The sequence below is a fragment of the Streptomyces rishiriensis genome (assembly GCF_030815485.1).
GTDB lineage: Bacteria > Actinomycetota > Actinomycetes > Streptomycetales > Streptomycetaceae > Streptomyces > Streptomyces rishiriensis_A.
In genome coordinates this window covers 1777701-1802010 of sequence record NZ_JAUSWV010000002.1, presented here as the reverse complement: position 1 = coordinate 1802010, position 24310 = coordinate 1777701, and the positions used below count along the sequence as shown (strand labels likewise).

Sequence of the window (24310 nt, the reverse complement as noted above, 5' to 3'; positions counted from 1 at the left end):
CTCGTGCTCCGGTCGTGCCCGGCTCCGGAGCGGCTCGTGAAGGCCCGGTGAAAGGCCGCCACACCCGTCCGTCCCGTGGACGCCCCTGACCATAAGGCCTCCGTCCCGGCTACCCTGACGGCGTGCGCTCGTCCCGGGAAGCCTTTCTGCCCGCATCCTGAGGTGACGCAAAGCCGACAGCCGTCGCATCTGAGGGAGCCCTTTCATGGCCTCTGTGCCGCCGACCCCTTCCGCCGACAGCCGGACCCGTGTGTCCGCGCTCCGAGAGGCCCTGGCCACCCGTGTGGTGGTGGCCGACGGAGCCATGGGCACCATGCTCCAGGCCCAGGAGCCCACCCTCGAGGACTTCGAGCAGCTCGAGGGCTGCAACGAGATCCTCAACGTCACCCGGCCGGACATCGTCCGCTCCGTGCACGAGGAGTACTTCGACGCGGGCGTGGACTGCGTGGAGACCAACACGTTCGGCGCAAACCACTCGGCCATGGCCGAGTACGACATCTCCGAGCGCGTGTTCGAGCTGTCCGAGGCGGGCGCCCGTATCGCCCGTGAGACCGCCGACGCCTTCGCCGCACGCGACGGCCGCACCCGCTGGGTGCTGGGCTCGATCGGCCCCGGCACCAAGCTGCCCACCCTCGGCCACATCGCCTACGGCACCCTGCGCGACGGCTTCCAGGCCAACGCGGAGGGCCTCCTGGCCGGTGGCGCGGACGCCCTGATCGTGGAGACCACGCAGGACCTGCTCCAGACGAAGTCCTCCGTCCTCGGTGCCCGGCGCGCCATGGAGGCGACCGGCGTCGAGGTGCCGCTGCTGGTCTCGATGGCGTTCGAGACGACCGGCACCATGCTGCTCGGCTCGGAGATCGGCGCCGCGCTGACCGCGCTGGAACCCCTCGGCATCGACATGATCGGCCTGAACTGCTCGACGGGCCCCGCCGAGATGAGCGAGCACCTGCGCTACCTGGCCCGCCACTCCCGCACCCCGCTGCTGTGCATGCCCAACGCCGGTCTGCCGATCCTGACCAAGGACGGCGCGCACTTCCCGCTCGACGCCGAAGGCCTGGCCGACGCCCAGGACACCTTCGTACGCGACTACGGGCTGAACCTGGTCGGCGGCTGCTGCGGTACGACGCCCGAACACCTTCGGCAGCTCGTGGAGCGGGTCCAGGGGGCCTCGCCCGCCGAACGGCACCCCCGGCCCGAGCCCGGCGCCGCCTCGCTCTACCAGACGGTGTCGTTCCGTCAGGACACCGCGTACCTGGCGATCGGTGAGCGGACGAACGCCAACGGTTCGAGGAAGTTCCGTGAGGCGATGCTGGAGGGCCGCTGGGACGACTGTGTGGAGATGGCCCGCGAGCAGATCCGTGAGGGCGCGCACATGCTCGACCTGTGCGTGGACTACGTGGGCCGTGACGGTGTCGCGGACATGGACGAGCTGGCGGGGCGTTTCGCGACCGCGTCGACGCTGCCGATCGTGCTGGACTCCACGGAGATCGACGTCCTGCGGGCGGGTCTGGAGCGGCTGGGCGGGCGGGCGGTCATCAACTCGGTGAACTACGAGGACGGTGACGGCCCCGAATCGCGCTTCGTGAAGGTGACGGAGCTGGCCCGCGAGCACGGGGCGGCGCTGATCGCGCTGACCATCGACGAGGAGGGCCAGGCCCGCACGGTCGAGACGAAGGTGGCCATCGCCGAGCGGCTCATCGAGGATCTGACCGGCAACTGGGGCATCCAGGAGTGCGACATCCTCATCGACACCCTGACCTTCACCATCTGCACCGGTCAGGAGGAGTCGCGGGGCGACGGTGTCGCCACGATCGAGGCGATCCGTGAACTCAAGCGCCGCCGCCCCGACGTGCAGACGACGCTGGGTCTGTCGAACATCTCCTTCGGTCTGAACCCGGCCGCGCGGGTGCTGCTGAACTCGGTCTTCCTCGACGAGTGCGTGAAGGCGGGTCTGGACTCGGCGATCGTGCACGCGTCGAAGATTCTGCCCATCGCCCGGTTCAGTGAGGAGGAGGTGGCCACCGCCCTCGATCTGATCTACGACCGCCGTGCCGAGGGCTACGACCCGCTGCAGAAGCTGATGGCGCTGTTCGAGGGGGCCACCACCAAGTCGCTGAAGGCGGGCAGGGCCGGGGAACTGGCCGCGCTGCCGCTGGACGAGCGCCTCAAGCGCCGGATCATCGACGGTGAGAAGAACGGCCTGGAGGCCGATCTCGACGAGGCCCTGCGGAGCCGGCCCGCTCTGGACATCGTCAACGAGACGCTCCTGGACGGCATGAAGGTGGTCGGTGAGCTGTTCGGTTCCGGGCAGATGCAGCTGCCGTTCGTGCTGCAGTCCGCCGAGGTGATGAAGACCGCGGTGGCTCATCTCGAGCCGCACATGGAGAAGACCGACGACGAGGGCAAGGGCACCATCGTGCTGGCGACCGTGCGCGGCGACGTCCACGACATCGGCAAGAACCTCGTCGACATCATCCTGTCCAACAACGGCTACACCGTCGTCAACCTCGGCATCAAACAGCCCGTCTCCGCGATCCTGGAAGCCGCGCAGGAGCACCGCGCCGACGTCATCGGCATGTCCGGCCTGCTGGTCAAATCCACGGTGATCATGAAGGAGAACCTGGAGGAGCTCAACCAGCGCAAGATGGCCGCCGACTACCCCGTCATCCTCGGCGGCGCCGCCCTCACCCGCGCCTACGTCGAGCAGGACCTGCACGAGATCTACCAGGGCGAGGTCCGCTACGCCCGCGACGCCTTCGAGGGCCTGCGCCTGATGGACGCCCTGATCGGCGTCAAGCGCGGGGTTCCCGGGGTCGAGCTGCCGGAGCTGAAGCAGCGCCGGGTCCGACCGAGCGCCGCCGCCGTCGAGGCCGAGGAACGTCCGGAGGAGGGCCACGTCCGTTCCGACGTCGCCACCGACAATCCCGTCCCGAAGCCGCCGTTCGAGGGCACCCGCGTCATCAAGGGCATCCAGCTCAAGGAGTACGCCTCCTGGCTCGACGAAGGCGCCCTGTTCAAGGGCCAGTGGGGCCTGAAGCAGGCTCGCACCGGCGACGGCCCGACCTACGAGGAACTCGTCGAGACCGAGGGCCGGCCCCGGCTGCGCGGCCTGCTGGACAAGCTCCAGACCGACAACCTCCTCGAGGCTGCCGTCGTCTACGGCTACTTCCCCTGTGTGTCCAAGGACGACGACCTGATCATCCTGGACGAGCAGGGCAACGAGCGCACCCGCTTCACCTTCCCGCGCCAGCGCCGCGGCCGCCGCCTGTGCCTGGCCGACTTCTTCCGTCCGGAGGAGTCGGGGGAGACGGACGTCGTCGGCTTCCAGGTCGTCACCGTCGGCTCCCGCATCGGTGAGGAGACCGCGAGGCTCTTCGAGTCGAACTCCTACCGCGACTACCTCGAACTGCACGGCCTGTCCGTGCAATTGGCCGAGGCCCTCGCCGAGTACTGGCACGCACGCGTGCGCGCCGAACTCGGCTTCGCCGGCGAGGACCCGGCCGACGTCGAGGACATGTTCGCTCTGAAGTACCGCGGCGCCCGCTTCTCCCTCGGCTACGGCGCCTGCCCCGGCCTGGAGGACCGCGCCAAGATCGCGGAAATGCTCCGGCCCGAGCGGATCGGCGTCCATCTGTCGGAGGAGTTCCAGCTCCACCCGGAGCAGTCCACGGACGCCATCGTGATCCACCATCCCGAGGCGAAGTACTTCAACGCACGGTGACGCGAGCGTGCCACTGAGCACACTGATCGGATAAGTCGTACACTGGTCGGTCCACCGAAGGCCGGTTCCCCACAGCGGGAACCGGCCTGCTCGTCCCTCAAGGAGGTATGTGGATGACCAGTACGGTTCCCGCGCCAGTAACCCGCACGGCCGAGGGCTCCGCCCTGCAGGCCGTGCTGCTCGACATGGACGGCACCCTGGTGGACACCGAGGGTTTCTGGTGGGACGTCGAGGTCGAGATCTTCGCCGGCCTGGGCCACCCCCTCGACGACTCATGGCGCCATGTCGTGGTCGGCGGCCCGATGAGCCGCAGCGCCGGGTTCCTCATCGAGGCGACCGGGGCCGACATCGACCTCGCCGCACTCACCGTCCTGCTCAACGAGGGGTTCGAGGACCGCATCGCCCGCGCTCTGCCCCTGATGCCGGGAGCCGCCCGGCTCCTCGCCGAGCTCGCCGAACACGAGGTCCCCACGGCCCTCGTCTCCGCCTCCCACCGGCGCATCATCGACCGCGTCATCGCCTCGCTGGGCGCCGAGAACTTCCGGCTGAGCGTGGCCGGCGACGAGGTCCCGCGGACCAAGCCGTACCCCGACCCGTACCTGTTCGCGGCCGCCGGGCTCGGCGTGGACCCCGCCCGGTGCGCCGTCATCGAGGACACCGCGACCGGGGTGGCCTCGGCCGAGGCGGCAGGCTGTCACGTGGTCGCGGTGCCCTCCGTGGCGCCGATCGCGCCGTCCCGCGGACGCACCGTCGTCCCCTCGCTCGAGCAGGTCGACCTGGCATTCCTGCGCGACCTCATGCCGCTCCGATGATCGGGGCCGCGATCATTGGTGAGCGGCCGATGACGGAAATGCGATAGGCGTTCACCCAGCGTGCACCGCCGATAACAAGGAATTCGGCGGGTGTGCGCGCGGTCGAATTCCGATCTTCGGCAGGCTCACCGCGGCGGCCGAATTCCGCCCCCACCCGAACCCTGTACGGCGTGTGACGTTCCCCACCCGTCCGAGGGTCGACAGCTGACTCTCCGTGTGCATCGCGCCCTGGCGGAGAGGGCTACGGCGCGCCTTTGTGTCCCGATTGATGGGCGGCTGTACGAATCCTTCCGCTGATGGTTGTTCAGTGCGTCCACAGCCGGTTTCGCAGCGTGATGGAGTTTCAACTCCGGTGATTGTGAACCCTCGTGCCCGCGCGGACTAATCTCGTCGCGAGAACCTCGCCCTAACCCCGTGATCCGCCGCGACACCCCTGCATGCCGGGTACACGGACTCGACAGCTCTGGAGAAACTCGAGCATGAACCGCAAGACTTTGGTGCTGCCGGCCGTGGTCAGTCTGCTCGCGCCTGTACTCGCCGCCTGCGGCGGGTCCGACGGCGGTAGCGGCAGTGGGGACGCCATCGTCATGGGCACCACCGACCGGTTCTCCGTCACCAAGGACGCGCCCGGCGCCGCTCGACCCGGCGTACTCCTACGACGTCGGCACCTGGAACATCCTGCGCCAGACCGTGCAGACCCTGATGATCCAGCCCAAGGGCGAGGGCGAACCCGTTCCGGAGGCGGCCCAGAGCTGCGGCTTCACCGACACCGGCAACGAGCGGTACGCCTGCAAGCTGCGCAGCGGCCTCAAGTTCGCGAACGGCGACGCGGTCACCGCCGAGGACGTCAAGTTCTCCATCGAGCGCGCCCGCACCATCAAGGCCGACTCCGGCGTGTTCGCCCTGCTCTCGACGATCGACACCATCGAGACGCAGGGTGACAACGAAGTCATCTTCCATCTCAAGACCGCTGACGCCACTTTCCCCTTCAAGTTGTCGACTCCGGTCGCCGGCATCGTCAACCCCGACGACTACGAGAAGGACAAGCTGCGCGACGGCTTCTCGATCGACGGCTCGGGCCCCTACACCCTCAAGGCCGAGACCGACGGCGACGAGATGACCAAGGCCGTGTTCACCAAGAACCCCAACTACAAGGGGACGCTCAGTGTGAACAACGACCAGGTCGACATGGTGTCCTACGAGAACGCCGACGACATGGGAACCGCCCTCGAAAAGGGCGACATCGACCTGATGACCCGCACCATGTCGCCGGAGCAGATCCAGAAGCTCTCCGAGGCCTCCGCGACCGGGGACATCGACCTCGTCGAGCTGAACGGCCTCGAGATCCGCTACCTGGCCTTCGACACCACCGACCCGGCGGTCAAGGCCAAGGCCGTGCGGCAGGCGATGGCCCAGATCATCAACCGCAGCGAGCTCGTCTCCGAGGTGTACGGCTCCCAGGCCGAGCCCCTCTACTCGCTGGTCCCGGCCACCCTCACGGGCCACTCCAACTCGTTCTTCAACACCTACGGCGACCCGAGCGTCGCGAAGGCCAAGTCCCTGCTGGCCGACGCGGACGTCGACGCCCCGGTGAAGCTGACGCTGAACTACACGACCGACCACTACGGCCCGGCCACCAAGCAGGAGTTCGAGGTGCTGCAGAAGCAGCTCAACGACAGCGGCCTGTTCGACGTCACCATCAAGGGCACCGCCTGGGACGCGTTCGTCCCCGCCGAGCGCAAGGGCGAGTACGCCGTCTACGGCATGGGCTGGTTCCCCGACTTCCCCGACGCCGACAACTTCGTCGCCCCGTTCCTCGACAAGGACAACTTCCTCAAGTCCCCGTACTCGAACACGGACATCATCGACGACCTGATCCCGGCCTCCCGCCGCGAGGCCGACCGCCTCAGCGCCGCGAAGAGCCTGACGGAGATCCAGGACATCGTCGCGAGGGACGTTCCGGTTCTGCCGCTGTGGCAGGGCAAGCAGTACGTGGCCGCGAACAACGACGTCACCGGCACGGCCTACGTGCTGAACTCCTCCGCGACCCTTCAGCTGTGGGAGCTCGGCCACGGTGTGAGCAACTGACGCACCCCCCTTCCGGGGCCCGGGACGGCGGCCCCGGTGTGCAGAGAACCGACGACAAGGCATTTTGTGAACCTGCGTAACCAGTGGCCAGTCCTGCCGATCGTGGCGGGACTGGCCTCCGGCCTGTTGACCGGCTGCGGCACCCAGAGCGGGGGCTCCGGCGGTGACGCCTCCTCCGTGGTGCTGGGGATGTCCGACGACGTGCTCGCCACGGACCCCGCCTCCGGCTACGACCCGGGCTCCTGGCTGTTGTTCAACAACGTCTTCCAGTCGCTGCTGAGCTTCCCCAAGGGCGGCACGGAACCCGAGCCGGACGCGGCCCGGGAGTGCTCCTTCACCGACACGCGGACCCAGGTCTACACGTGCACGCTGAAGGACGGCCTGAAGTTCAGCAACGGCGACGCGCTCACCTCCGAGGACGTCAAGTTCTCCTTCGACCGCATGCTGAAGATCGACGACGCCGCCGGCCCGGCCATCATGTTCCCCATGCTCGACAAGGTCGAGACGCCCGACGCCGAGACGGTCGTCTTCCGGCTGAAGGTCCCCGACGCCACGTTCCCCAGCAAGATCGCCTCCGGCGCCGGCTCGATCGTCGACCACGCGGAGTACGACGCCGACGGCCTGCGCGAGGACGGCGCCGCCGTCGGCTCCGGCCCCTACAAGCTGGACTCCTTCGGGGACGACCAGGCCGTCTTCTCCGTCAACGACCACTACCGGGGCAGCGCCGGCGAAGCCCAGAACACCGGCGTCACCCTGAAGTTCTTCGGTGGCGACCAGAAGGCCCTCAAGCAGGCCCTGCTCGCGAACGAGATCGACATCGCCTACCGGGGCCTCACCGCCGCCGACGTCTCCGACATCCAGCAGAGCACCGCCGACGGGGGCGCCGAGGTCGTCGAGGGCAGCAGCGCCGAGGTCCAGCACCTCGTCTTCAACATGGACGACCCGGTCGCCGGAAAACTCGGCGTCCGCCGGGCCATCGCCCATCTCATCGACCGCGAAGCCCTGATCAAGGACGTGTACGAGGGCACCGCCGACCCCCTCTACTCGATCGTCCCGGCCGGCATCGCGGGTCACAACACCGCGTTCTTCGACCGTTACGGCGCCCGCCCCTCCCGGGCCGCGGCCGCCGCCGCGCTCGCCGACGAGGGCATCACCGACAAGGTGAAACTCACCCTCTGGTCCACCCCGAGCCGCTACGGCCCGGCCACCGACCAGGAACTGAAGGCCATCGCCGCGCAGCTCAACGCCAGCCGCCTGTTCGACGCCGACGTCAGGTCCGTCGCCTACGGCCGGTACGAGAAGGACATCGCCGCCGGCAGGTACGGCGTCTACGTCAAGGGCTGGGTGCCCGACTACCCGGACGCCGACAACTTCACCGCGCCCTTCTTCGGCAAGGGCAACGTGCTGAGCAACAACTACGCCGACACCGCCATCACCGGCACGCTCATCCCGCGCACCGCCGCGCAGAGGGACCGCACCGCCACCGACGCGGACTACGCCGAGCTCCAGGACATCGTCGCCGAGCAGGTGCCCGTGCTGCCCCTCTGGCAGGCCAAGCAGTACGCGGTCGTCGGCGAGAACGTCTACGGCCTGGAGAGTTGCCTGGACGCCTCGACGGTGTTCCGTTTCTGGGAACTCAGCAAGAGCTGACGACCCGACAGCCACGCACGGAAGGCGCCCCCCGACCAGAGGGCGCCTTCCGTTTCTTTCCCGTTCCGTACGGCGCTACTGCGCGCCGGGACGCACCAGTCCGCTCTCGTACGCGTACACCGCGGCCTGCACCCGGTCGCGCAACCCGAGCTTGTTCAGCACATGGCCCACGTGCGTCTTCACGGTGGTCTCGCTGACGAAGAGGTCGGCGGCGATCTCGGCGTTCGACAGCCCGCGCGCCACCAGCTTCAGCACCTCCACCTCACGGTCGGTCAGCGTGTGCAGCGTGTCCGGCACCGGCTCGTCGCCGGAGGGCAGATGCGTGGCGTACTTGTCGAGCAGCCGACGCGTGATGCTCGGCGCCAGCATGGCCTCGCCCGAGGCCACCACCCGGATCGCCTGGACCAGTTCATTGGCGGGCGCGTCCTTCAGCAGGAACCCGCTCGCCCCGGCCCGCAGCGCCTCCACCACGTACTCGTCGAGGTCGAAGGTGGTCAGCACCAGCACCTTCGCCGGCCCGTCCCGCCCCGGCCCGGTGATCTGCCGGGTCGCCTCCACCCCGTCCATCCGCGGCATGCGGATGTCCATCAGCACCACATCGGGCTGCAACGCCCGCACCTGGTCGAGAGCCTGGAGGCCGTCTCCGGCCTCGCCGACGACCGCGAGATCCTGCTCGGCCTCCAGGATCATCCGGAAGCCGGTACGCAGCAGCGGCTGGTCATCGACCAGTAGGACGCGGATGGCCACGTATGTCTCCTTCTTTAGCCCGGCCCCATTCTGCCCTGAGCCCCGCCCGCGGATTCCGCCGCCCTCACCGGCGGCGTCACGGGAAGCGGGTACGGCGGGGGAGTGCCGCCGAACTCCGGGCAGTGCGCCTGGTGGTCGCACCAGCCGCACAGCTTGGTCGGCCGGGGCCGCCACTCACCCGTCTCCGTCGCCAGCCGGATGGCTTCCCACAGGGCGAGCAACTTGCGCTCCACCCGCTCCAGATCGGCCACGACCGGGTCGTACGTGAGCACGTCACCACTGCCCAGGTACACCAGCTGAAGGCGCCGGGGGACCACGTTCTTCAGCCGCCACACCACCAGGGCGTAGAACTTCATCTGGAACAGCGCGCCCTCGGCGTACTCCGGCCGGGGCGCCTTGCCCGTCTTGTAGTCGACGATCCGCACCTCGCCGGTGGGCGCGACGTCGACCCGGTCGATGATCCCGCGCAGCCGCAGCCCCGAGTCCAGCTCCGCCTCGACGAACAGCTCCCGTTCGGCGGGCTCAAGCCGCGTCGGATCCTCCAGCGTGAACCAGCGCTCGACCAGCCGCTCCGCCTCCACCAGCCAGCCGGCCAGCCGCTCGCCCTCCGGATCGTCGGCGAACAGCTCCACCACCTCCGGCCGCGTCTCCCGCAGCCGGTCCCACTGGCCCGGGATCAGCGACTTGGCCCGCGGCGCGGTCCGCTCGGCCGCCGGTGCGTCGAACAGCCGCTCGAGGACGGCATGCACCAGCGTGCCCTTCGTGGCCGCCGGACTGGGCTTCTCCGGCAGCCGGTCGATCACCCGGAACCGGTACAGCAGCGGGCACTGCATGAAGTCACCGGCCCGCGAGGGGGAGAGCGAGGCGGGCGCTATGGCGGCGACGGCCGTCGGCACCGCGGCAGGGACGGCCGCTTCCGCGACCACCGTCTCCGCGACCACCGCTTCCGCGACGGCTTCGGCGACCACCGTCTCCGCGACGACCGCTTCCCGGGCGACCTGCGCCGGGGTGCCCGCCTCCGGGTGCGCCGGATCGTCCACGACACCGCCGTCGCCCACCCGGGCGACGTCCTCGCTGCTGCTCTCCATGACCCCAGACCTTACGGCCCGGCACCGACAGCCACCCGCCTCGCCCATCCGGCTCGTCCCGGAGACCGGCCACGACCGGGGAAACACGGGGGTGCCGGGGCGGTACACGTCACGACCGCCGCATACCATCGGTCCGAGACCCTCCCGCCCTGTACGAGCGGGAGACGCTTCGACGAGGGGACACCGTGGTGGAAAGCGGCGGGACCGGGCGGCCGCGGCCGGACAGCGAACAGTCGGCCGAGCACCCCGTGACACCTGCGTCTTCGGCCACCGACCTCGCGCAGACCCCGGACCCCGGCACCACCCCGGGCCCGGCCACGCCCGACGGGGAACCCGCGCCGAACCCGCCCGAGGCGCCGGCGCCGGGCGAAGCCCCGCGCGCCGAACCCGTACCGCCCGCCGAAGACGCGCCCGCCGACGGCGGGGACGCTCCGCAGGGGTCCTCGGCGCCCGGTGACGACCACCGCGCGCCCGGTGCGCAGGAGGACGGCAGGAGCGGGACCGCCACCGAGGCGGGGGCCGAAACCGAAGCCGGCCGGCCGGCGCCCCCTGCCCCCGCCCTGATCCTCCCCAAGGGCCCCCCGCCGCAGCGTCCCCCGGAGCAGCCGCGCGGCGGCCTCCTCATGGGCCGCCCCTTCGGCGTCCCCGTCTACGTCGCGCCCAGCTGGTTCCTCGTCGCCGCCCTCATCACCTGGGTCTTCGGCAACCAGCTCGACCGCGTGCTCCCCGAACTCGGCGCGCTGCGCTACCTCGTCTCCCTCTTCTTCGCGGTCGCCTTCTACGCCTCCGTGCTCATCCACGAACTCGCCCACACCATCGCCGCCCTCCGCTTCAAGCTCCCGGTCCGCCGCATCCAGCTCCAGTTCTTCGGCGGCGTCTCCGAGATCGAGAAGGAGGCCGAGACACCCGGCCGGGAGTTCTGGCTCGCCTTCGTCGGCCCGCTGCTGTCCCTCGTCCTCGCCGGCCTCTTCTACCTCGCCATGCAGCCCGTGGAACCCGGTACCGTCCCGGGCGTGCTGCTCGCCGGTCTGATGATCTCCAACCTGATCGTGGCGATCTTCAACCTGCTTCCCGGCCTCCCCCTCGACGGCGGCCGCATGCTCCGCGCCGTCGTCTGGAAGCTCACCGGCAAGCCCATGAACGGCACCATCGCCGCCGCCTGGGTCGGCCGCGCCCTCGCCGTCTCCGTCCTCATCGGCCTGCCCCTGCTCACCCAGTCCGGCGCCCTCGGCTCCAGCGCCGAGGACAGCGTCGGCATGGACACCGTCACCGACGCCCTCCTCGCGGCCATCCTCGCCGCGATCATCTGGACCGGCGCCGGCAACAGCCTGCGCATGGCCCGGCTGCGCGAACACCTGCCCGAGCTGCGCGCCCGCACCCTCACCCGGCGCGCCGTCCCCGTCGAGACCCACACCCCCCTCTCCGAGGCACTGCGCCGCGCCAACGACGCCGGCGCCCGCGCACTCGTCGTCGTCGACGCCCACGGCGAACCGCTCTCCCTCGTCCGCGAGGCCGCCATCGTCGGGGTACCCGAACACCGCCGCCCCTGGGTCGCCGTCAGCGGCCTCGCCCAGGACCTCACCGACGGCATGCGGGTCTCCGCCGAGCTGGCCGGCGAGGACCTCCTCGACGTCCTGCGCGCCACCCCCGCCACCGAGTACCTCGTGGTCGAGGAGAGCGGCGAGATCTTCGGTGTCCTGTCCGCCGCCGACGTCGAGCGCGCCTTCGTCAAGGCCATGGCCAGACCGTCCTAGCCGGGCCGTCCCCGTGGTCGGCGGCCCCGGCAAACCCCGGTAGGCTGTTCACATGTCCGAACCGACCGGTGCCGCCCGCAGGCGCGGGCCCTTCAAGGTCGGGGACCAGGTTCAGCTGACCGACCCCAAGGGCCGCCACTACACGTTCACGCTCGAGGCCGGGAAGAACTTCCACACCCACAAGGGTTCCTTCCCGCACGACGAACTGATCGGTGCTCCCGAGGGCAGCGTTGTCCGCACCACCGGGAACGTCGCCTACCTCGCGCTGCGCCCCCTGCTCCCCGACTACGTCCTGTCCATGCCCCGCGGGGCAGCCGTCGTCTACCCGAAGGACGCGGGGCAGATCCTCGCCTTCGCCGACATCTTCCCCGGCGCGCGCGTCGTCGAAGCCGGCGTCGGCTCGGGCTCGCTCAGCAGCTTCCTGCTGCGCGCCATCGGCGACCAGGGCATGCTGCACAGCTACGAGCGCCGCGAGGACTTCGCCGAGATCGCCCAGCAGAACGTGGAGCGCTACTTCGGCGGCCCGCACCCCGCCTGGCAGCTCACCGTCGGCGACCTCCAGGACAACCTGTCCGACACCGACGTGGACCGCGTCATCCTCGACATGCTCGCCCCCTGGGAGTGCCTGGAGGCCGTCTCCAAGGCGCTCGTGCCCGGCGGCATCCTGTGCTGCTACGTGGCCACCACCACCCAGCTCGCCCGCACCGTCGAGTCCATCCGCGAGATCGGCTCCTTCAACGAGCCGACCTCCTGGGAGTCGATGATCCGCAACTGGCACGTGGAGGGCCTGGCGGTCCGCCCGGACCACCGGATGATCGGCCACACCGGCTTCCTGCTCACCGCCCGTCGCCTCGCCGACGGCGTCGAGCCGCCCATGCGCCGCCGCCGCCCCGCCAAGGGCGCCTACGGCGAGGACTACACCGGCCCCAACGCCGACGGCGGCAGCGGCCGCTGACACGGCCCCAGCGCAGCGCTCGGCGAACAGACGCCGTGGCCGAGTTCCGGACCGACCCGGAACTCGGCCACGGCGTCTGTTCGTTGGCGTGACCCGCACCGGCCCGGCATCGCTCGACACGGCTCGGCACCGCAGGACGGCGGGTCCGACATCCGCGTCCGATATCCCGTACCCCGCCGTTCCCCCACCCTGTGACGTGTGGCACGATGCTGGCCAATCCCCCCGCCTCACCGGCACAGCCACCACAGGAGACACTGCCAGTGCAGCAATCCGCCCTCCCGGAACTGGCACACACCCACACCCGGCCGATCCACTGGGTCGCGACCGCCGCCGCCCTCGCCGGCGTCGTCGCCCTCTCCTCACTTCTCCAGCCCAAACCCGCGACCGCCGCCCAGGCCGCGGGCCCCGAGGCCGCAACCGCCCCCGTCACCGCCGCCGCCCCCGCCACCACCGGCGTCGACTTCCCCGTCGAATGCGGCCCCGTACAGGCCCTCGTGGTCAAGAAGGCCAGCGGAGACCTGGACGGCGACGGCGCACCGGAAACCGTCGCCGTGGTCCACTGCGACGCCCCCATGGGAACCCCGCCCGACGGGGTCTACGTCCTCACCAGGGGCGCGGACAGCACACCCGCGCGCGTGGTCGCCACCCTCGTCGACCCCAAGGCCCGCAACACCGTCACGAGCCTCTCCGTCGCCGACGGAGCCGTCCTCGCCACGCTCCTCGGCTACTCCACGGCCGACGTACCCAGTTGCTGCCCCGACCTGAAGGACAGCGCCAAGTGGCAGTGGAAGGACGACAGGTTCGTCCGCTCGACCCCCGCGGGCTCCCACAGCGTCTGATACGGGCCGTCGGCCTGTGACGAATCAGACAGTGTCACAGCCCGCGCCCGGGACGTCACTCCGCGTCGGGACCGTACACCTCGACGCTGTCCGAAACGCGTCGCACGTGAATACAGTCGCCAGGACACTCCCGCGCCGAGTCCACCACGTCCGTCAACAGCGGCAACGGCACCGGGGCCGTGGCCCCCTTGGCCTGGAGCAGCTCGTCGTCGGCGCCCTTGACGTACGCGAGACCGTCGATGTCCAGCTCGAACACCTCGGGGGCGTACTGGGCACAGATCCCGTCGCCGGTACAGAGATCCTGGTCGATCCAGACCTCCAGCTCCTCGCTGCCGACACCGGCTTCCTGCTGCACGCCCATATCTCCTGCCGTTTACTGACGAGCCGCTGGGGAACCATGCAGGCTCTGACGGGTGTTGAACACTTCGACCCTACCCTCGGCGGCTTCCGGACCGTGTTCGGTGGGTATTCCCCTGGCGTGAGGGAGAGCGCAAGGGTGAAGATCGGACACACCCCGACAGTCTTTGTGATCTAGGGGTTTCAATCGACACCCACCCAGGTAGGGTCTGGAAGCGTCCAGCTCCCCTTGGAGGAGGTGAGGACCGTGGCAGCCCACGACGACGACATGAACCGCGGCATCCGCCCGGGACGAGGGTCCGACGACCCGTCCGGGCAGATTGCCTACCTTGAGCAGGAGATCGCCGTCCTGCGACGCAAGCTCGCCGACTCTCCGCGGCACACGAGGATTCTCGAAGAGCGGATCGTCGAGCTACAGACAAACCTGGCCGGCGTGTCCGCCCAGAACGAGCGACTCGCGAACACACTCCGTGAGGCCCGCGACCAGATCGTGGCCCTCAAGGAGGAAGTCGACCGGCTCGCCCAGCCGCCGGCCGGCTTCGGCGTCTTCCTCGCGGCGAACGAGGACGGCACGGCCGACATCTTCACCGGGGGCCGCAAACTCCGGGTGAACGTCAGCCCGAGCGTCGAGCTCGAAGAGCTCCGACGCGGCCAGGAAGTGATGCTCAACGAAGCACTCAACGTGGTCGAGGCCATGGAGTACGAGAGCGTCGGCGACATCGTCACCCTCAAGGAGATCCTCGAGGACGGCGTACGCGCCCTCGTGCAGGGGCACACCGACGAAGAACGGGTGGTCCGGCTCGCCGAACCGCTCCTCGACGTCGTCATCCGCCCCGGCGACGCCCTTCTGCTCGAACCCCGCTCCGGCTACGTCTACGAGGTCGTTCCCAAGAGCGAGGTCGAGGAACTCGTCCTCGAAGAGGTCCCGGACATCGGCTACGAGCAGATCGGAGGCCTCGGCGGACAGATCGAGATGATCCGCGACGCCGTCGAGCTCCCGTACCTGTACCCCGATCTCTTCAAGGAGCACGAGCTGCGCCCGCCCAAGGGCGTCCTGCTCTACGGGCCTCCCGGATGCGGCAAGACGCTCATCGCCAAGGCCGTCGCCAACTCGCTGGCCAAGAAGGTCGCCGAGGTCACCGGTCAGGCCACCGGCAAGAGCTTCTTCCTCAACATCAAGGGCCCCGAGCTCCTCAACAAGTACGTCGGCGAGACCGAGCGGCAGATCCGCCTGGTCTTCCAGCGTGCGAGGGAGAAGGCCTCCGAGGGCACCCCCGTCATCGTCTTCTTCGACGAGATGGAGTCCCTCTTCCGCACCCGCGGCTCCGGTGTCAGCTCGGACGTGGAGAACACCATCGTTCCGCAGCTGCTTGCCGAGATCGACGGCGTCGAGGGATTGCAGAACGTGGTCGTGATCGGCGCCTCCAACCGTGAGGACATGATCGACCCCGCGATCCTGCGCCCCGGCCGCCTCGACGTGAAGATCAAGATCGAGCGTCCGGACGCCGAAGCGGCGAAGGACATCTTCCAGAAATACCTCACCGAACGCCTTCCCCTGCACTCCGAGGACGTGGGCGAACACGGCGGCGACAGGACCATCACCGTCCAGAGCATGATCCAGACGGCTGTGGAACACATGTACGCCGAAAGCGAGGAAAACCGCTTCCTGGAAGTCACCTACGCCAACGGCGACAAGGAAGTCCTCTACTTCAAGGACTTCAACTCCGGCGCGATGATCGAGAACATCGTCGGCCGTGCCAAGAAGATGGCCATCAAGGACTTCCTCGACCACAACCAGAAGGGCCTTCGCGTCTCCCACCTCCTCCAGGCCTGCGTGGACGAGTTCAAGGAGAACGAGGACCTGCCCAACACCACCAACCCGGACGACTGGGCCCGGATCTCCGGAAAGAAGGGCGAACGGATCGTCTACATCCGTACCCTCATCACCGGAAAGCAGGGCGCGGACACCGGACGCTCCATCGACACGGTGGCGAACACCGGGCAGTACCTGTAAGCACAGGGCGGCTGCGGGTGCCCACCACGGGTACCCGCAGCCGACTGCTTTTCCGGGCCACGGCTGGAGCAAGGCAATGACGCAAATGATCTCCCCACCAGCGCGGAGGCGTTCTAGGCTCTTCCGTACCGCCGGGTCGCGCAGTGCGGGGACGGGCACCGCACTCGCGCCGGAGCACCACCGGTATCTGAGCGGCGCCCACGACCGAGGGTGCCGCCGGGCAAGGAGGGCCGCATGACCGTACGGCGAGTAATGGGCATCGAGACGGAGTACGGCATCTCCGTCCCCGGCCACCCCAACGCCAATGCCATGCTCACCTCGTCCCAGATCGTCAACGCCTACGCGGCGGCGATGCACCGGGCCCGCCGGGCCCGCTGGGACTTCGAGGAGGAGAACCCGCTGCGGGACGCGCGTGGCTTCGACCTCGCCCGCGAGGTCGCCGACTCCAGCCAGCTCACCGACGAGGACATCGGCCTCGCCAACGTCATCCTCACCAACGGCGCCCGCCTCTACGTCGACCACGCGCACCCCGAGTACAGCGCGCCCGAGGTCACCAACCCCCGCGACGCCGTCCTCTGGGACAAGGCCGGCGAGCGGATCATGGCCGAGGCCGCCGAGCGCGCCGCCACACTGCCCGGCGCGCAGCCCATCCACCTCTACAAGAACAACACCGACAACAAGGGCGCCTCCTACGGCACGCACGAGAACTACCTGATGAAGCGGGAGACCGCCTTCTCGGACATCGTGCGCCACCTGACACCCTTCTTCGTCTCGCGCCAGGTGGTCACCGGCGCCGGCCGCGTCGGCATCGGCCAGGACGGCCACGAGCACGGTTTCCAGCTCAGCCAGCGTGCCGACTACTTCGAGGTCGAGGTCGGCCTGGAGACGACGCTGAAACGCCCGATCATCAACACACGCGACGAGCCGCACGCCGACGCGGAGAAGTACCGCCGCCTGCATGTGATCATCGGCGACGCGAACCTCTCCGAGATCTCGACGTATCTGAAGCTGGGCACGACGGCCCTGGTCCTGTCGATGATCGAGGACGGCTTCATCGCGGTGGACCTGGCGGTGGACCAGCCGGTCCGCACCCTGCACCAGGTGTCCCACGACCCGACCCTGAAGCGACTGGTCACCCTGCGCAGCGGCCGTACGCTCACCGCGGTCCAGCTGCAGATGGAGTACTTCGAGCTGTCGCGCAAGTACGTGGAGGAGCGGTTCGGCTCGGACGCCGACGACCAGACGAAGGACGTCCTCGCGCGCTGGGAGGACACCCTGAACCGCCTGGAGAACGACCCCATGAGCCTCGCCGGCGAACTGGACTGGGTCGCCAAGCGGGAGCTCATGGAGGGCTACCGACGGCGTGACAGCCTCGACTGGGACGCGGCCCGCCTCCACCTCGTCGACCTCCAGTACGCCGACGTACGGGCCGACAAGGGCCTCTACAACCGTCTCGTGGCCCGCGGCCGCATCAAGCGTCTGCTGGACGAGTCCGAGGTCGAGCGGGCGATCACCAAGCCCCCGGAGGACACCCGCGCGTACTTCCGCGGCCGTTGTCTGGAGCAGTACGCCGACGACGTCGCCGCCGCCTCCTGGGACTCGGTGATCTTCGATCTGCCGGGTCGGGATTCGCTCCAGCGCGTCCCAACCCTCGAACCGCTTCGCGGAACGCGAAATCACGTCAAGGAGCTGCTGGACCGCTGCCGTACGGCAGAAGACCTGGTCAAGGTGCTCTCGGGCAACTGAACGACCACCGGGACGGAACCTCCCGGGCGGGGTGGAAATCCCTCCGTCCGGGAATCATCGAGGTGGCCCCCGTACGTTGTGGCAACTGCGGGGCCGATGTCGGACCCGGCTTGTAGGGTCTGATCATCACCGATCGGCAGGAATGCCGACCTGTCGACCATGTCGGGCGAAAGAGCGGGGTGAGGGTTATGGCGACCAAGGACACCGGCGGCGGCCAGCAGAAGGCGACGCGCTCCACTGAGGAGGTCGAGGAGCAGGCGCCCGAGGCGCAGGCATCGGAGGACCTCAAGGAGCGCCAGGAGAAGCTGAGCGACGACGTCGACTCGGTTCTTGACGAGATTGACGATGTACTCGAAGAGAATGCCGAGGATTTCGTGAGGTCCTTCGTTCAAAAAGGCGGAGAGTAAGAGTCGTTTGGTCGCTTTGCCTTCGAATGGAAAGCTGCGGGGGTGAGGGTGGCTGACGAAGCGAACGCCAAGCAGTGCGGGATGTGTGGTCGAGGCCTGCCACCTGCCGCATTCGCGCGGGACCGGAACCGGCGAGACGGCCTCCAGGTGCACTGCCGGGAGTGCGTGGCGGAGTACAGCGCCGCGCACTACCGGCGGCGCCGGGAGGCCACGGGCAGGACGGTCCGGGAGAGGGTGGAAGTCCCCACCGGACACAAGCTCTGCAGGATGTGCGGCGAGGTCAAGCCACACAGTGAGTGGCATCGCAACGCAACCGCGTCCGACGGTCTGTCGACTCGCTGCAAGGCGTGTCGGGCGGTCCGGGGCAGGCAGGACCATCTGAAGCGCCGGTACGGCATCACCGAAGCCCAACGGGACGAGCTGATCGTCTCCCAAGGGGGCGTCTGCTGCATATGTTTGGCGGCTGTGCCCGAGCATGTGGATCACTGCCACAAGACGGGTAGGGTCCGTGGCGTACTGTGCTTCAGCTGCAATGCCGCACTGGGGCAGTTCAAGGATCGGCCCGATGCCATAAGGCGGGCTGCTGCTTACGTGGAAGGAATCGCGTGGAAGCCAACACTCGTAGCACCGGGCGTCTACCGGCTGCCTTCCTGACGCCCGGGTCCTCGTCCTTCATGGACTTCCTGTCCGAGCACCAGCCGGAGATGCTGCCGGGCAAGCGGCAGCTGCCCCCGACGCAGGGTGTGATCGAGGCGCCGCACGGCACGACGATCGTCGCCGTGACGTTCCCCGGTGGTGTCGTGCTCGCCGGCGACCGTCGCGCCACGATGGGCAACGTCATCGCCCAGCGGGACATCGAGAAGGTCTTTCCGGCCGATGAGTACTCGGCCGTCGGGATCGCCGGCACCGCCGGCCTGGCCGTCGAGATGGTGAAGCTGTTCCAGCTGGAGCTGGAGCACTTCGAGAAGGTCGAAGGGGCGCAGCTCTCGCTCGAGGGCAAGGCGAACCGGCTGTCGACCATGATCCGTTCCAACCTGGGCATGGCCATGCAGGGTCTGGCGGTCGTGCCCCTCTTCGCCGGGTTCGACGTGGACCGCGACCGCGGCCGGATCTTCTCCTACGACGTCACGGGCGGCCGCTCCGAGGAGCACCACTACGCCGCCACCGGCTCCGGCTCGGTCTTCGCGCGCGGGGCGATGAAGAAGCTCTTCCGCAACGACCTGTCCGAGGAGGAGGCCACGACGCTCGTGGTCCAGGCCCTCTACGACGCGGCGGACGACGACTCGGCGACCGGTGGTCCCGATGTCGCGCGCCGGATCTACCCCATCGTCACCGTGATCACCGAGGACGGCTTCCGCCGGCTCACCGACGAGGAGTCGTCGGAGATCGCCCGCTCGATCCTGGCGCGTCGCCTGGAGCAGCCGGACGGCCCGCGCGCCGCCCTGCTGTAGCCGGCGGCCCCGTTTCTCATCCCAGGTGATCCAGTGACTTCGACAGAAAGGGACGGATAACCGGTGTCGACGCCGTTCTATGTCTCACCCCAGCAGGCGATGGCCGACCGCGCCGAGTACGCCCGCAAGGGCATCGCGCGCGGCCGCAGCCTCGTCGTGATCCAGTACGCCGACGGCATCGTGTTCGTCGGTGAGAATCCGTCCCGTGCGCTGCACAAGTTCAGCGAGATCTACGACCGGATCGGCTTCGCGGCCGCCGGCAAGTACAACGAGTACGAGAACCTGCGGATCGGTGGTGTCCGGTACGCCGATCTGCGTGGTTACACCTATGACCGTGACGATGTGACCGCCCGTGGTCTGGCGAACGTGTACGCCCAGACGCTGGGCACGATCTTCTCCTCGGCGGGCGAGAAGCCCTACGAGGTGGAGCTGGTGGTGGCCGAGGTCGGCGCCACGCCGGACGGGGACCAGATCTACCGGCTGCCGCACGACGGTTCGATCGTGGACGAGCACGGTTCGGTGGCCGTCGGTGGCAATGCCGAGCAGATCAGCAGTTACCTGGATCAGCGTCACCAGGAGGGCATGAGTCTGGCCGAGGCGCTGAAGCTGGCGGTGCAGGCCCTGTCGCGCGACACCAACGGCACGGAGCGGGAGATCCCCGCCGAGCGTCTGGAGGTGGCGGTGCTGGACCGCACGCGGCCGCAGTCGCGCAAGTTCAAGCGGATCGTGGGCCGTCAGCTGGGCCGGCTGCTGGAGATCGACGGCGCGGCCACCGAGGCGGAGAGTTCCGACGAGGAGTGATCCCGTCGCGTTTCACCCCTTGTGCGCCCCGGTCGATGATTCGGCCGGGGCGCAGGGCGTCTCAGGAGGTCTTCGGCGGGCCCGTGGAGGCCCGGACGACCAGTTCGACGGGGATGTCCCCGCCGTCCGGTGTACGGCCCTCCAGGACGGCGAGGAGGGCTCGCATGCCGCGCTCGCCGAACAGCTCGGCGTCCAGGCGTACGGTCGTCAGTTCGGGGTCGAGCGCGGTGGCCAGGGCGAGGTCGTCCAGGCCGGTGACGGACACGTCGTCGGGGACGCGCAGGCCGAGGCGTCGCAGGGCCTTGTAGACGCCGGCCGCTAGTTTGTCGTCGTCGCAGACGACCGCCGTCGGGTGGGGTCCCGGTGCGCCCAGCGCCGCCTCCGCGGCGGCCAGGGCGCCGTCGATGGAGATCGGCGCGGGGGCGGTGCGCAGTGTGGTCCCGGCCGCCGCGCCGACCCGGGCGGCGAGCTCGCGCGCGCGCACCTCGAAGGTCCAGGACGGGATGTCGGCCGCGAGGTGCAGGAAGTGGCGGTGGCCGAGGCCCAGCAGATGGTCGGCGACCTGGCGGACGCCGTCGGCGATGTCGAGGTTGACCGTGGCGGCGCCGAGGCTTCCCGAGGGATCGCTGTCCAGCATCACCAGGGGGAGCTGGTCGCCGCGGATGGCGGTCAGCGCGTCGGCGGCCATCGAGGAGGCGAGGACGCCGTCGAGGGCGGCCTGGGCGGAGGCGAAGGGGTCACGGGCGCGGCCGACGCCCTCGGGGGAGGGGTAGAGGACCACCCCGAAGCCGTGCTCGGCCGCGACGCGCGCCGCCCCGGTGTAGACGCCGGCGAAGAACTCCGTGGTGAGGGCGGGCACGACGAGCAGGACCGTGCGGGTGCGGCCGAGGCGGAGGTTGCGGGCGGCGAGGTTGGGCCGGTAGCCGAGTTCGCGGGCGGCTTCGCGCACGCGTTCGGCGGTGGTCTCGGAGACCCGGCCGCGCCATTTGTCGCCGAGTACGAGGGAGACGGCTGCCTGGGACACCCCCGCGGCCTGGGCGACGTCACGGCTCGTCGGGCGCGTACTACCTCGTGCCACCGTGGGCCTGCTCCTTCGTCTGGACTGGCGAACAGCGCACATGGTACGTATGACAAGAGACGTTATACGTAAAACCCCGAGGTGGGCCGCCGCCTCGGGCGAGCCGACGGAGGCGGGACATTGGCCGCGGGATACCTCGAGATCCTCAGGGCGAAGCACGCAGCCCGGCTGTTGACCGGAACGCTCGTCGGCCGGCTGCCCAACGCCACGGCCGCCATCGCGATCGTGTTGTTCGTGCGCGCGGACGGCGGCACCTACAGCCTCGCGGGCGCGCTGGCGGCCGTGTACGGCGTCGCCAACGCCGTCGGGCAGCCGCTGCTGGGACGGCTGGTCGACCTGCACGGACAGCCGCGGGTCCAGTTGCCCGCGGCGCTCGTCTCGGCCCTCGCCATGGCGGCCTTCGCCCTCGTGGGCACCGACCCGCTGCCGCTCGCCCATCTGGCGGTGGCGGCCGCCGGACTCTTCACCCCACCGCTGGAGGGCGGTCTGCGGGCGCTGTGGCCGGCGGTGCTGCGCCGTGGCGACCAGGTGCACACCGCGTACGCGATGGACGCCGTGGCGCAGGAGGTGATGTTCACCGTCGGGCCGCTGCTGGTGACGCTGTGCGTGTCGGTGTGGTCGGCGCAGGTGGCGCTGCTGGTGCTGAACGCGGTCGGGGTGCTGGGCGCCCTGTCGGTGGTCGTGTCGCCGCCCTCGCGCGCGTGGCGCTCGGCCCCGCGTGAGGCGCACTGGCTGGGCGCGCTGCGGTCGCCCGGTCTGCTGGTCCTCCTCGGCGCGTTCCTGTTCATCGGTGTCGCGCTCGGTTCCATCACCGTGGCGTCCGTGCCGTACGCGGACGAGCACGGTGGTGACGCGGTGTACGGCTGGCTGATGGCGGCGCTGGGACTCGGCGCGCTGGTCGGGGGCGTGGCGTACGGGGCGCGGCAGTGGGCGGGGACGCCGGAGCGGCGACTGCGGGGGCTGGTGGCGCTTCTGGCGGTGTGTTACCTGCCCCTGACGCTGATGCCGGGTGCGGTGGCCATGGTGGCGCTGACGGGGCTCGCGGGCGTGTTCCTGGCGCCCGCCATCGCCTGCGCGTTCGTCATCGTGGACCGGCACGCGCCGCGCGGGACGGTGACGGAGGCGTTCTCCTGGCTGGTGACGACGTTCACGGTCGGCGCGTCGGTGGGAACGGGCCTGGCGGGTCCGGTCGTAGAGGCCGGCGGTGCGCAGTGGGGGTTCGCGGTGCCTGCGGTCGCGGGCGGCGTGTCGCTGGTGGTTTTGCTGGCCACAGGGCGGGTACTTGCAGCTCCCGCCGGAAGTGGGGTCGTTGCGGCTTCATCGGAAAATGATCCAAACCGTGCTGCCGAACCCCGTTTCAGTTCAGGGGATCGGGCGTAATGTTCACTCATGGACCGCCGCATTTTCGGGCTGGAGAACGAGTACGGCGTCACATGTACGTTCAGGGGACAGCGCCGGCTGTCTCCCGACGAGGTGGCGCGGTACCTCTTCCGCCGTGTCGTGTCATGGGGCCGAAGCAGCAATGTCTTTCTGCGAAACGGCGCCCGCCTCTATCTCGACGTGGGATCGCATCCGGAATACGCGACACCGGAATGTGACAACGTGACCGAGTTGGTCACCCACGACAAGGCCGGCGAGCGCATTCTCGAAGGACTCCTGGTGGACGCGGAACGACGCCTGCACGAGGAAGGAATCGCGGGCGACGTCTACCTCTTCAAGAACAACACGGATTCGGCGGGCAACTCTTATGGTTGCCACGAGAACTACCTGGTGGCCCGGCACGGGGAGTTCTCCCGGCTCGCGGACATCCTGATCCCGTTCCTGGTGACCCGCCAGCTGCTGTGCGGCGCGGGCAAGGTGCTTCAGACGCCCCGTGGGGCGGTCTACTGCGTCAGTCAGCGGGCCGAGCACATCTGGGAGGGCGTGTCCTCCGCGACGACCCGCTCGCGGCCCATCATCAACACGCGCGACGAGCCGCACGCGGACGCCGAGCGTTACCGCCGTCTGCATGTCATCGTCGGCGACTCCAACATGTCCGAGACGACCATGCTGCTGAAGGTCGGCGCGACCGACCTGGTGCTGCGCATGATCGAGGCGGGCACGGTGATGCGGGATCTGACGCTGGAGAACCCGATCCGGGCGATCCGTGAGGTCAGTCACGACATCACGGGCCGGCGCAAGGTGCGGCTGGCCAGCGGCCGGGAGGCCTCCGCGCTGGAGGTGCAGCGCGAGTACTACGAGAAGGCCGTGGACTTCGTCGAGCGCCGGGGTGTGCGTACCGGCACCACCGACCAGGTCCTGGAGCTGTGGGGCCGCACGCTGGACGCGATCGAGGCGGAGGACCTCGACCGGATCGGCACCGAGATCGACTGGGTGATGAAGTACAAGCTCATCGAGCGGTACCGGGCCAAGCACAACATGACCATGTCGCATCCGCGGGTGGCGCAGATAGACCTCGCTTACCACGACATCCACCGTCGCCGGGGTCTGTACTACCTGTTGGAGCGGAAGGGCCAAGCGGCGCGGATCTGCAACGACTTGAAGATCTTCGAGGGCAAGTCGGTGCCGCCGCAGACCACCAGGGCCCGGTTGCGCGGCGACTTCATCCGCCGGGCGCAGGAACAGCGCCGGGACTTCACGGTGGACTGGGTGCACCTGAAGCTCAACGACCAGGCACAGCGCACCGTCTTGTGCAAGGACCCGTTCCGGTCGGTCGACGACCGGGTGGAGAAGTTGATCGCCGGAATGTGAGTGGACGCGTTCCGCACGCGGTGCGGAACGCGACACGGGCGCCGTACG

At 69.3% G+C, this 24310-nt stretch carries 18 protein-coding genes and 1 pseudogene; 15 read left to right on the top strand and 4 right to left on the bottom strand.

Translation table 11 applies throughout. The features are described 5' to 3' along the window. The first annotated feature begins 205 nt into the window (after positions 1 to 205). The 4 genes and pseudogenes from metH (at position 206) to QF030_RS10430 (ending at position 8274) form a co-directional block, all read left to right on the top strand. Positions 206 to 3724 (top strand): methionine synthase, encoded by a 3519-nt coding sequence (metH, locus tag QF030_RS10445; protein WP_307162369.1) that lies wholly within the window; start codon positions 206 to 208, stop codon positions 3722 to 3724. Positions 3725 to 3837: 113 nt separating this feature from the next. Further along, entirely contained in the window at positions 3838 to 4536 is a 699-nt protein-coding gene (locus tag QF030_RS10440; protein ID WP_307162368.1) for an HAD family hydrolase, read from the top strand. 479 nt (positions 4537 to 5015) lie between these two features. Then, a pseudogene (locus QF030_RS10435) lies at positions 5016 to 6624 on the top strand (ABC transporter substrate-binding protein). Positions 6625 to 6690: 66 nt separating this feature from the next. Further along, positions 6691 to 8274 (top strand): ABC transporter substrate-binding protein, encoded by a 1584-nt coding sequence (locus QF030_RS10430; RefSeq protein ID WP_307162367.1) that lies wholly within the window; start codon positions 6691 to 6693, stop codon positions 8272 to 8274. A gap of 75 nt (positions 8275 to 8349) precedes the next feature. Here QF030_RS10430 and QF030_RS10425 read toward each other — a convergent pair whose 3' ends face one another. Both QF030_RS10425 and QF030_RS10420 read right to left on the bottom strand, forming a co-directional pair. Further along, positions 8350 to 9021: a response regulator gene (locus QF030_RS10425; protein WP_020128315.1), complete on the bottom strand. Its 672-nt coding sequence runs from the start codon at positions 9019 to 9021 to the stop codon at positions 8350 to 8352. Between the two features lie 14 nt (positions 9022 to 9035). Continuing rightward, complete coding sequence (locus QF030_RS10420) at positions 9036 to 10109, bottom strand: RecB family exonuclease (RefSeq protein ID WP_307162366.1); 1074 nt, start codon at positions 10107 to 10109, stop codon at positions 9036 to 9038. Positions 10110 to 10294: 185 nt separating this feature from the next. On the opposite strand from QF030_RS10420, the gene QF030_RS10415 reads away from it, so the two are divergent. From QF030_RS10415 to QF030_RS10405, 3 genes are all read left to right on the top strand, one after another. Beyond that, entirely contained in the window at positions 10295 to 11863 is a 1569-nt protein-coding gene (locus tag QF030_RS10415) for a site-2 protease family protein (protein WP_307162365.1), read from the top strand. 52 nt (positions 11864 to 11915) lie between these two features. Further along, positions 11916 to 12818 carry a tRNA (adenine-N1)-methyltransferase gene (locus QF030_RS10410; protein WP_046261810.1) on the top strand — a complete coding sequence of 301 codons (903 nt, stop codon included), beginning with the start codon at positions 11916 to 11918 and terminating at the stop codon, positions 12816 to 12818. A 260-nt stretch (positions 12819 to 13078) separates the two neighbouring features. Next, positions 13079 to 13657 carry a hypothetical protein gene (locus QF030_RS10405; protein WP_307162364.1) on the top strand — a complete coding sequence of 193 codons (579 nt, stop codon included), beginning with the start codon at positions 13079 to 13081 and terminating at the stop codon, positions 13655 to 13657. A gap of 55 nt (positions 13658 to 13712) precedes the next feature. Here QF030_RS10405 and QF030_RS10400 read toward each other — a convergent pair whose 3' ends face one another. Next, positions 13713 to 14018 (bottom strand): ferredoxin, encoded by a 306-nt coding sequence (locus QF030_RS10400; protein ID WP_307162363.1) that lies wholly within the window; start codon positions 14016 to 14018, stop codon positions 13713 to 13715. Positions 14019 to 14261: 243 nt separating this feature from the next. Between QF030_RS10400 and arc the strand changes: the two genes are divergently transcribed. The 6 genes from arc (at position 14262) to prcA (ending at position 20433) form a co-directional block, all read left to right on the top strand. Then, on the top strand, positions 14262 to 16028 hold the full coding sequence (gene arc / locus QF030_RS10395) for a proteasome ATPase (RefSeq protein WP_307162362.1): 1767 nt from the start codon (positions 14262 to 14264) through the stop codon (positions 16026 to 16028). Between the two features lie 234 nt (positions 16029 to 16262). Further along, positions 16263 to 17774, top strand: coding sequence for a depupylase/deamidase Dop (gene dop, locus QF030_RS10390; protein WP_373428754.1), 1512 nt, complete (start codon positions 16263 to 16265; stop codon positions 17772 to 17774). A gap of 188 nt (positions 17775 to 17962) precedes the next feature. Next, on the top strand, positions 17963 to 18181 hold the full coding sequence (locus QF030_RS10385) for a ubiquitin-like protein Pup (RefSeq protein WP_020128324.1): 219 nt from the start codon (positions 17963 to 17965) through the stop codon (positions 18179 to 18181). A gap of 81 nt (positions 18182 to 18262) precedes the next feature. Further along, positions 18263 to 18835: an endonuclease VII domain-containing protein gene (locus tag QF030_RS10380; protein ID WP_307167530.1), complete on the top strand. Its 573-nt coding sequence runs from the start codon at positions 18263 to 18265 to the stop codon at positions 18833 to 18835. Then, entirely contained in the window at positions 18787 to 19632 is an 846-nt protein-coding gene (gene prcB / locus QF030_RS10375) for a proteasome subunit beta (RefSeq protein WP_307162361.1), read from the top strand. Before QF030_RS10380 ends, prcB begins: the two co-directional genes overlap by 49 nt. A 63-nt stretch (positions 19633 to 19695) precedes the next feature. After that, positions 19696 to 20433, top strand: coding sequence for a proteasome subunit alpha (prcA, locus tag QF030_RS10370; protein ID WP_307162360.1), 738 nt, complete (start codon positions 19696 to 19698; stop codon positions 20431 to 20433). A 61-nt stretch (positions 20434 to 20494) separates the two neighbouring features. Here prcA and QF030_RS10365 read toward each other — a convergent pair whose 3' ends face one another. Beyond that, the gene (locus tag QF030_RS10365) at positions 20495 to 21511 is read right to left on the bottom strand and encodes a LacI family DNA-binding transcriptional regulator (RefSeq protein WP_307162359.1); all 1017 of its coding nucleotides are present in this window, start codon (positions 21509 to 21511) and stop codon (positions 20495 to 20497) included. A 120-nt stretch (positions 21512 to 21631) separates the two neighbouring features. Between QF030_RS10365 and QF030_RS10360 the strand changes: the two genes are divergently transcribed. Continuing rightward, positions 21632 to 22891 carry an MFS transporter gene (locus QF030_RS10360; protein ID WP_307162358.1) on the top strand — a complete coding sequence of 420 codons (1260 nt, stop codon included), beginning with the start codon at positions 21632 to 21634 and terminating at the stop codon, positions 22889 to 22891. A 9-nt stretch (positions 22892 to 22900) separates the two neighbouring features. Continuing rightward, on the top strand, positions 22901 to 24262 hold the full coding sequence (gene pafA, locus QF030_RS10355; protein WP_307162357.1) for a Pup--protein ligase: 1362 nt from the start codon (positions 22901 to 22903) through the stop codon (positions 24260 to 24262). Positions 24263 to 24310: the final 48 nt, after the last annotated feature.

Bases quoted from the DNA above. Each gene is read 5' to 3' on its own strand.
- QF030_RS10380 (WP_307167530.1), top strand. From the start codon at position 18,263: ATGTGTGGTCGAGGCCTGCCACCTGCCGCATTCGCGCGGGACCGGAAC.
- QF030_RS10385 (WP_020128324.1), top strand. From the start codon at position 17,963: ATGGCGACCAAGGACACCGGCGGCGGCCAGCAGAAGGCGACGCGCTCC.
- pafA (WP_307162357.1), top strand. From the start codon at position 22,901: ATGGACCGCCGCATTTTCGGGCTGGAGAACGAGTACGGCGTCACATGT.
- QF030_RS10440 (WP_307162368.1), top strand. From the start codon at position 3,838: ATGACCAGTACGGTTCCCGCGCCAGTAACCCGCACGGCCGAGGGCTCC.
- dop (WP_373428754.1), top strand. From the start codon at position 16,263: ATGACCGTACGGCGAGTAATGGGCATCGAGACGGAGTACGGCATCTCC.
- QF030_RS10400 (WP_307162363.1), bottom strand. From the start codon at position 14,018: ATGGGCGTGCAGCAGGAAGCCGGTGTCGGCAGCGAGGAGCTGGAGGTC.
- metH (WP_307162369.1), top strand. From the start codon at position 206: ATGGCCTCTGTGCCGCCGACCCCTTCCGCCGACAGCCGGACCCGTGTG.
- QF030_RS10420 (WP_307162366.1), bottom strand. From the start codon at position 10,109: ATGGAGAGCAGCAGCGAGGACGTCGCCCGGGTGGGCGACGGCGGTGTC.
- QF030_RS10410 (WP_046261810.1), top strand. From the start codon at position 11,916: ATGTCCGAACCGACCGGTGCCGCCCGCAGGCGCGGGCCCTTCAAGGTC.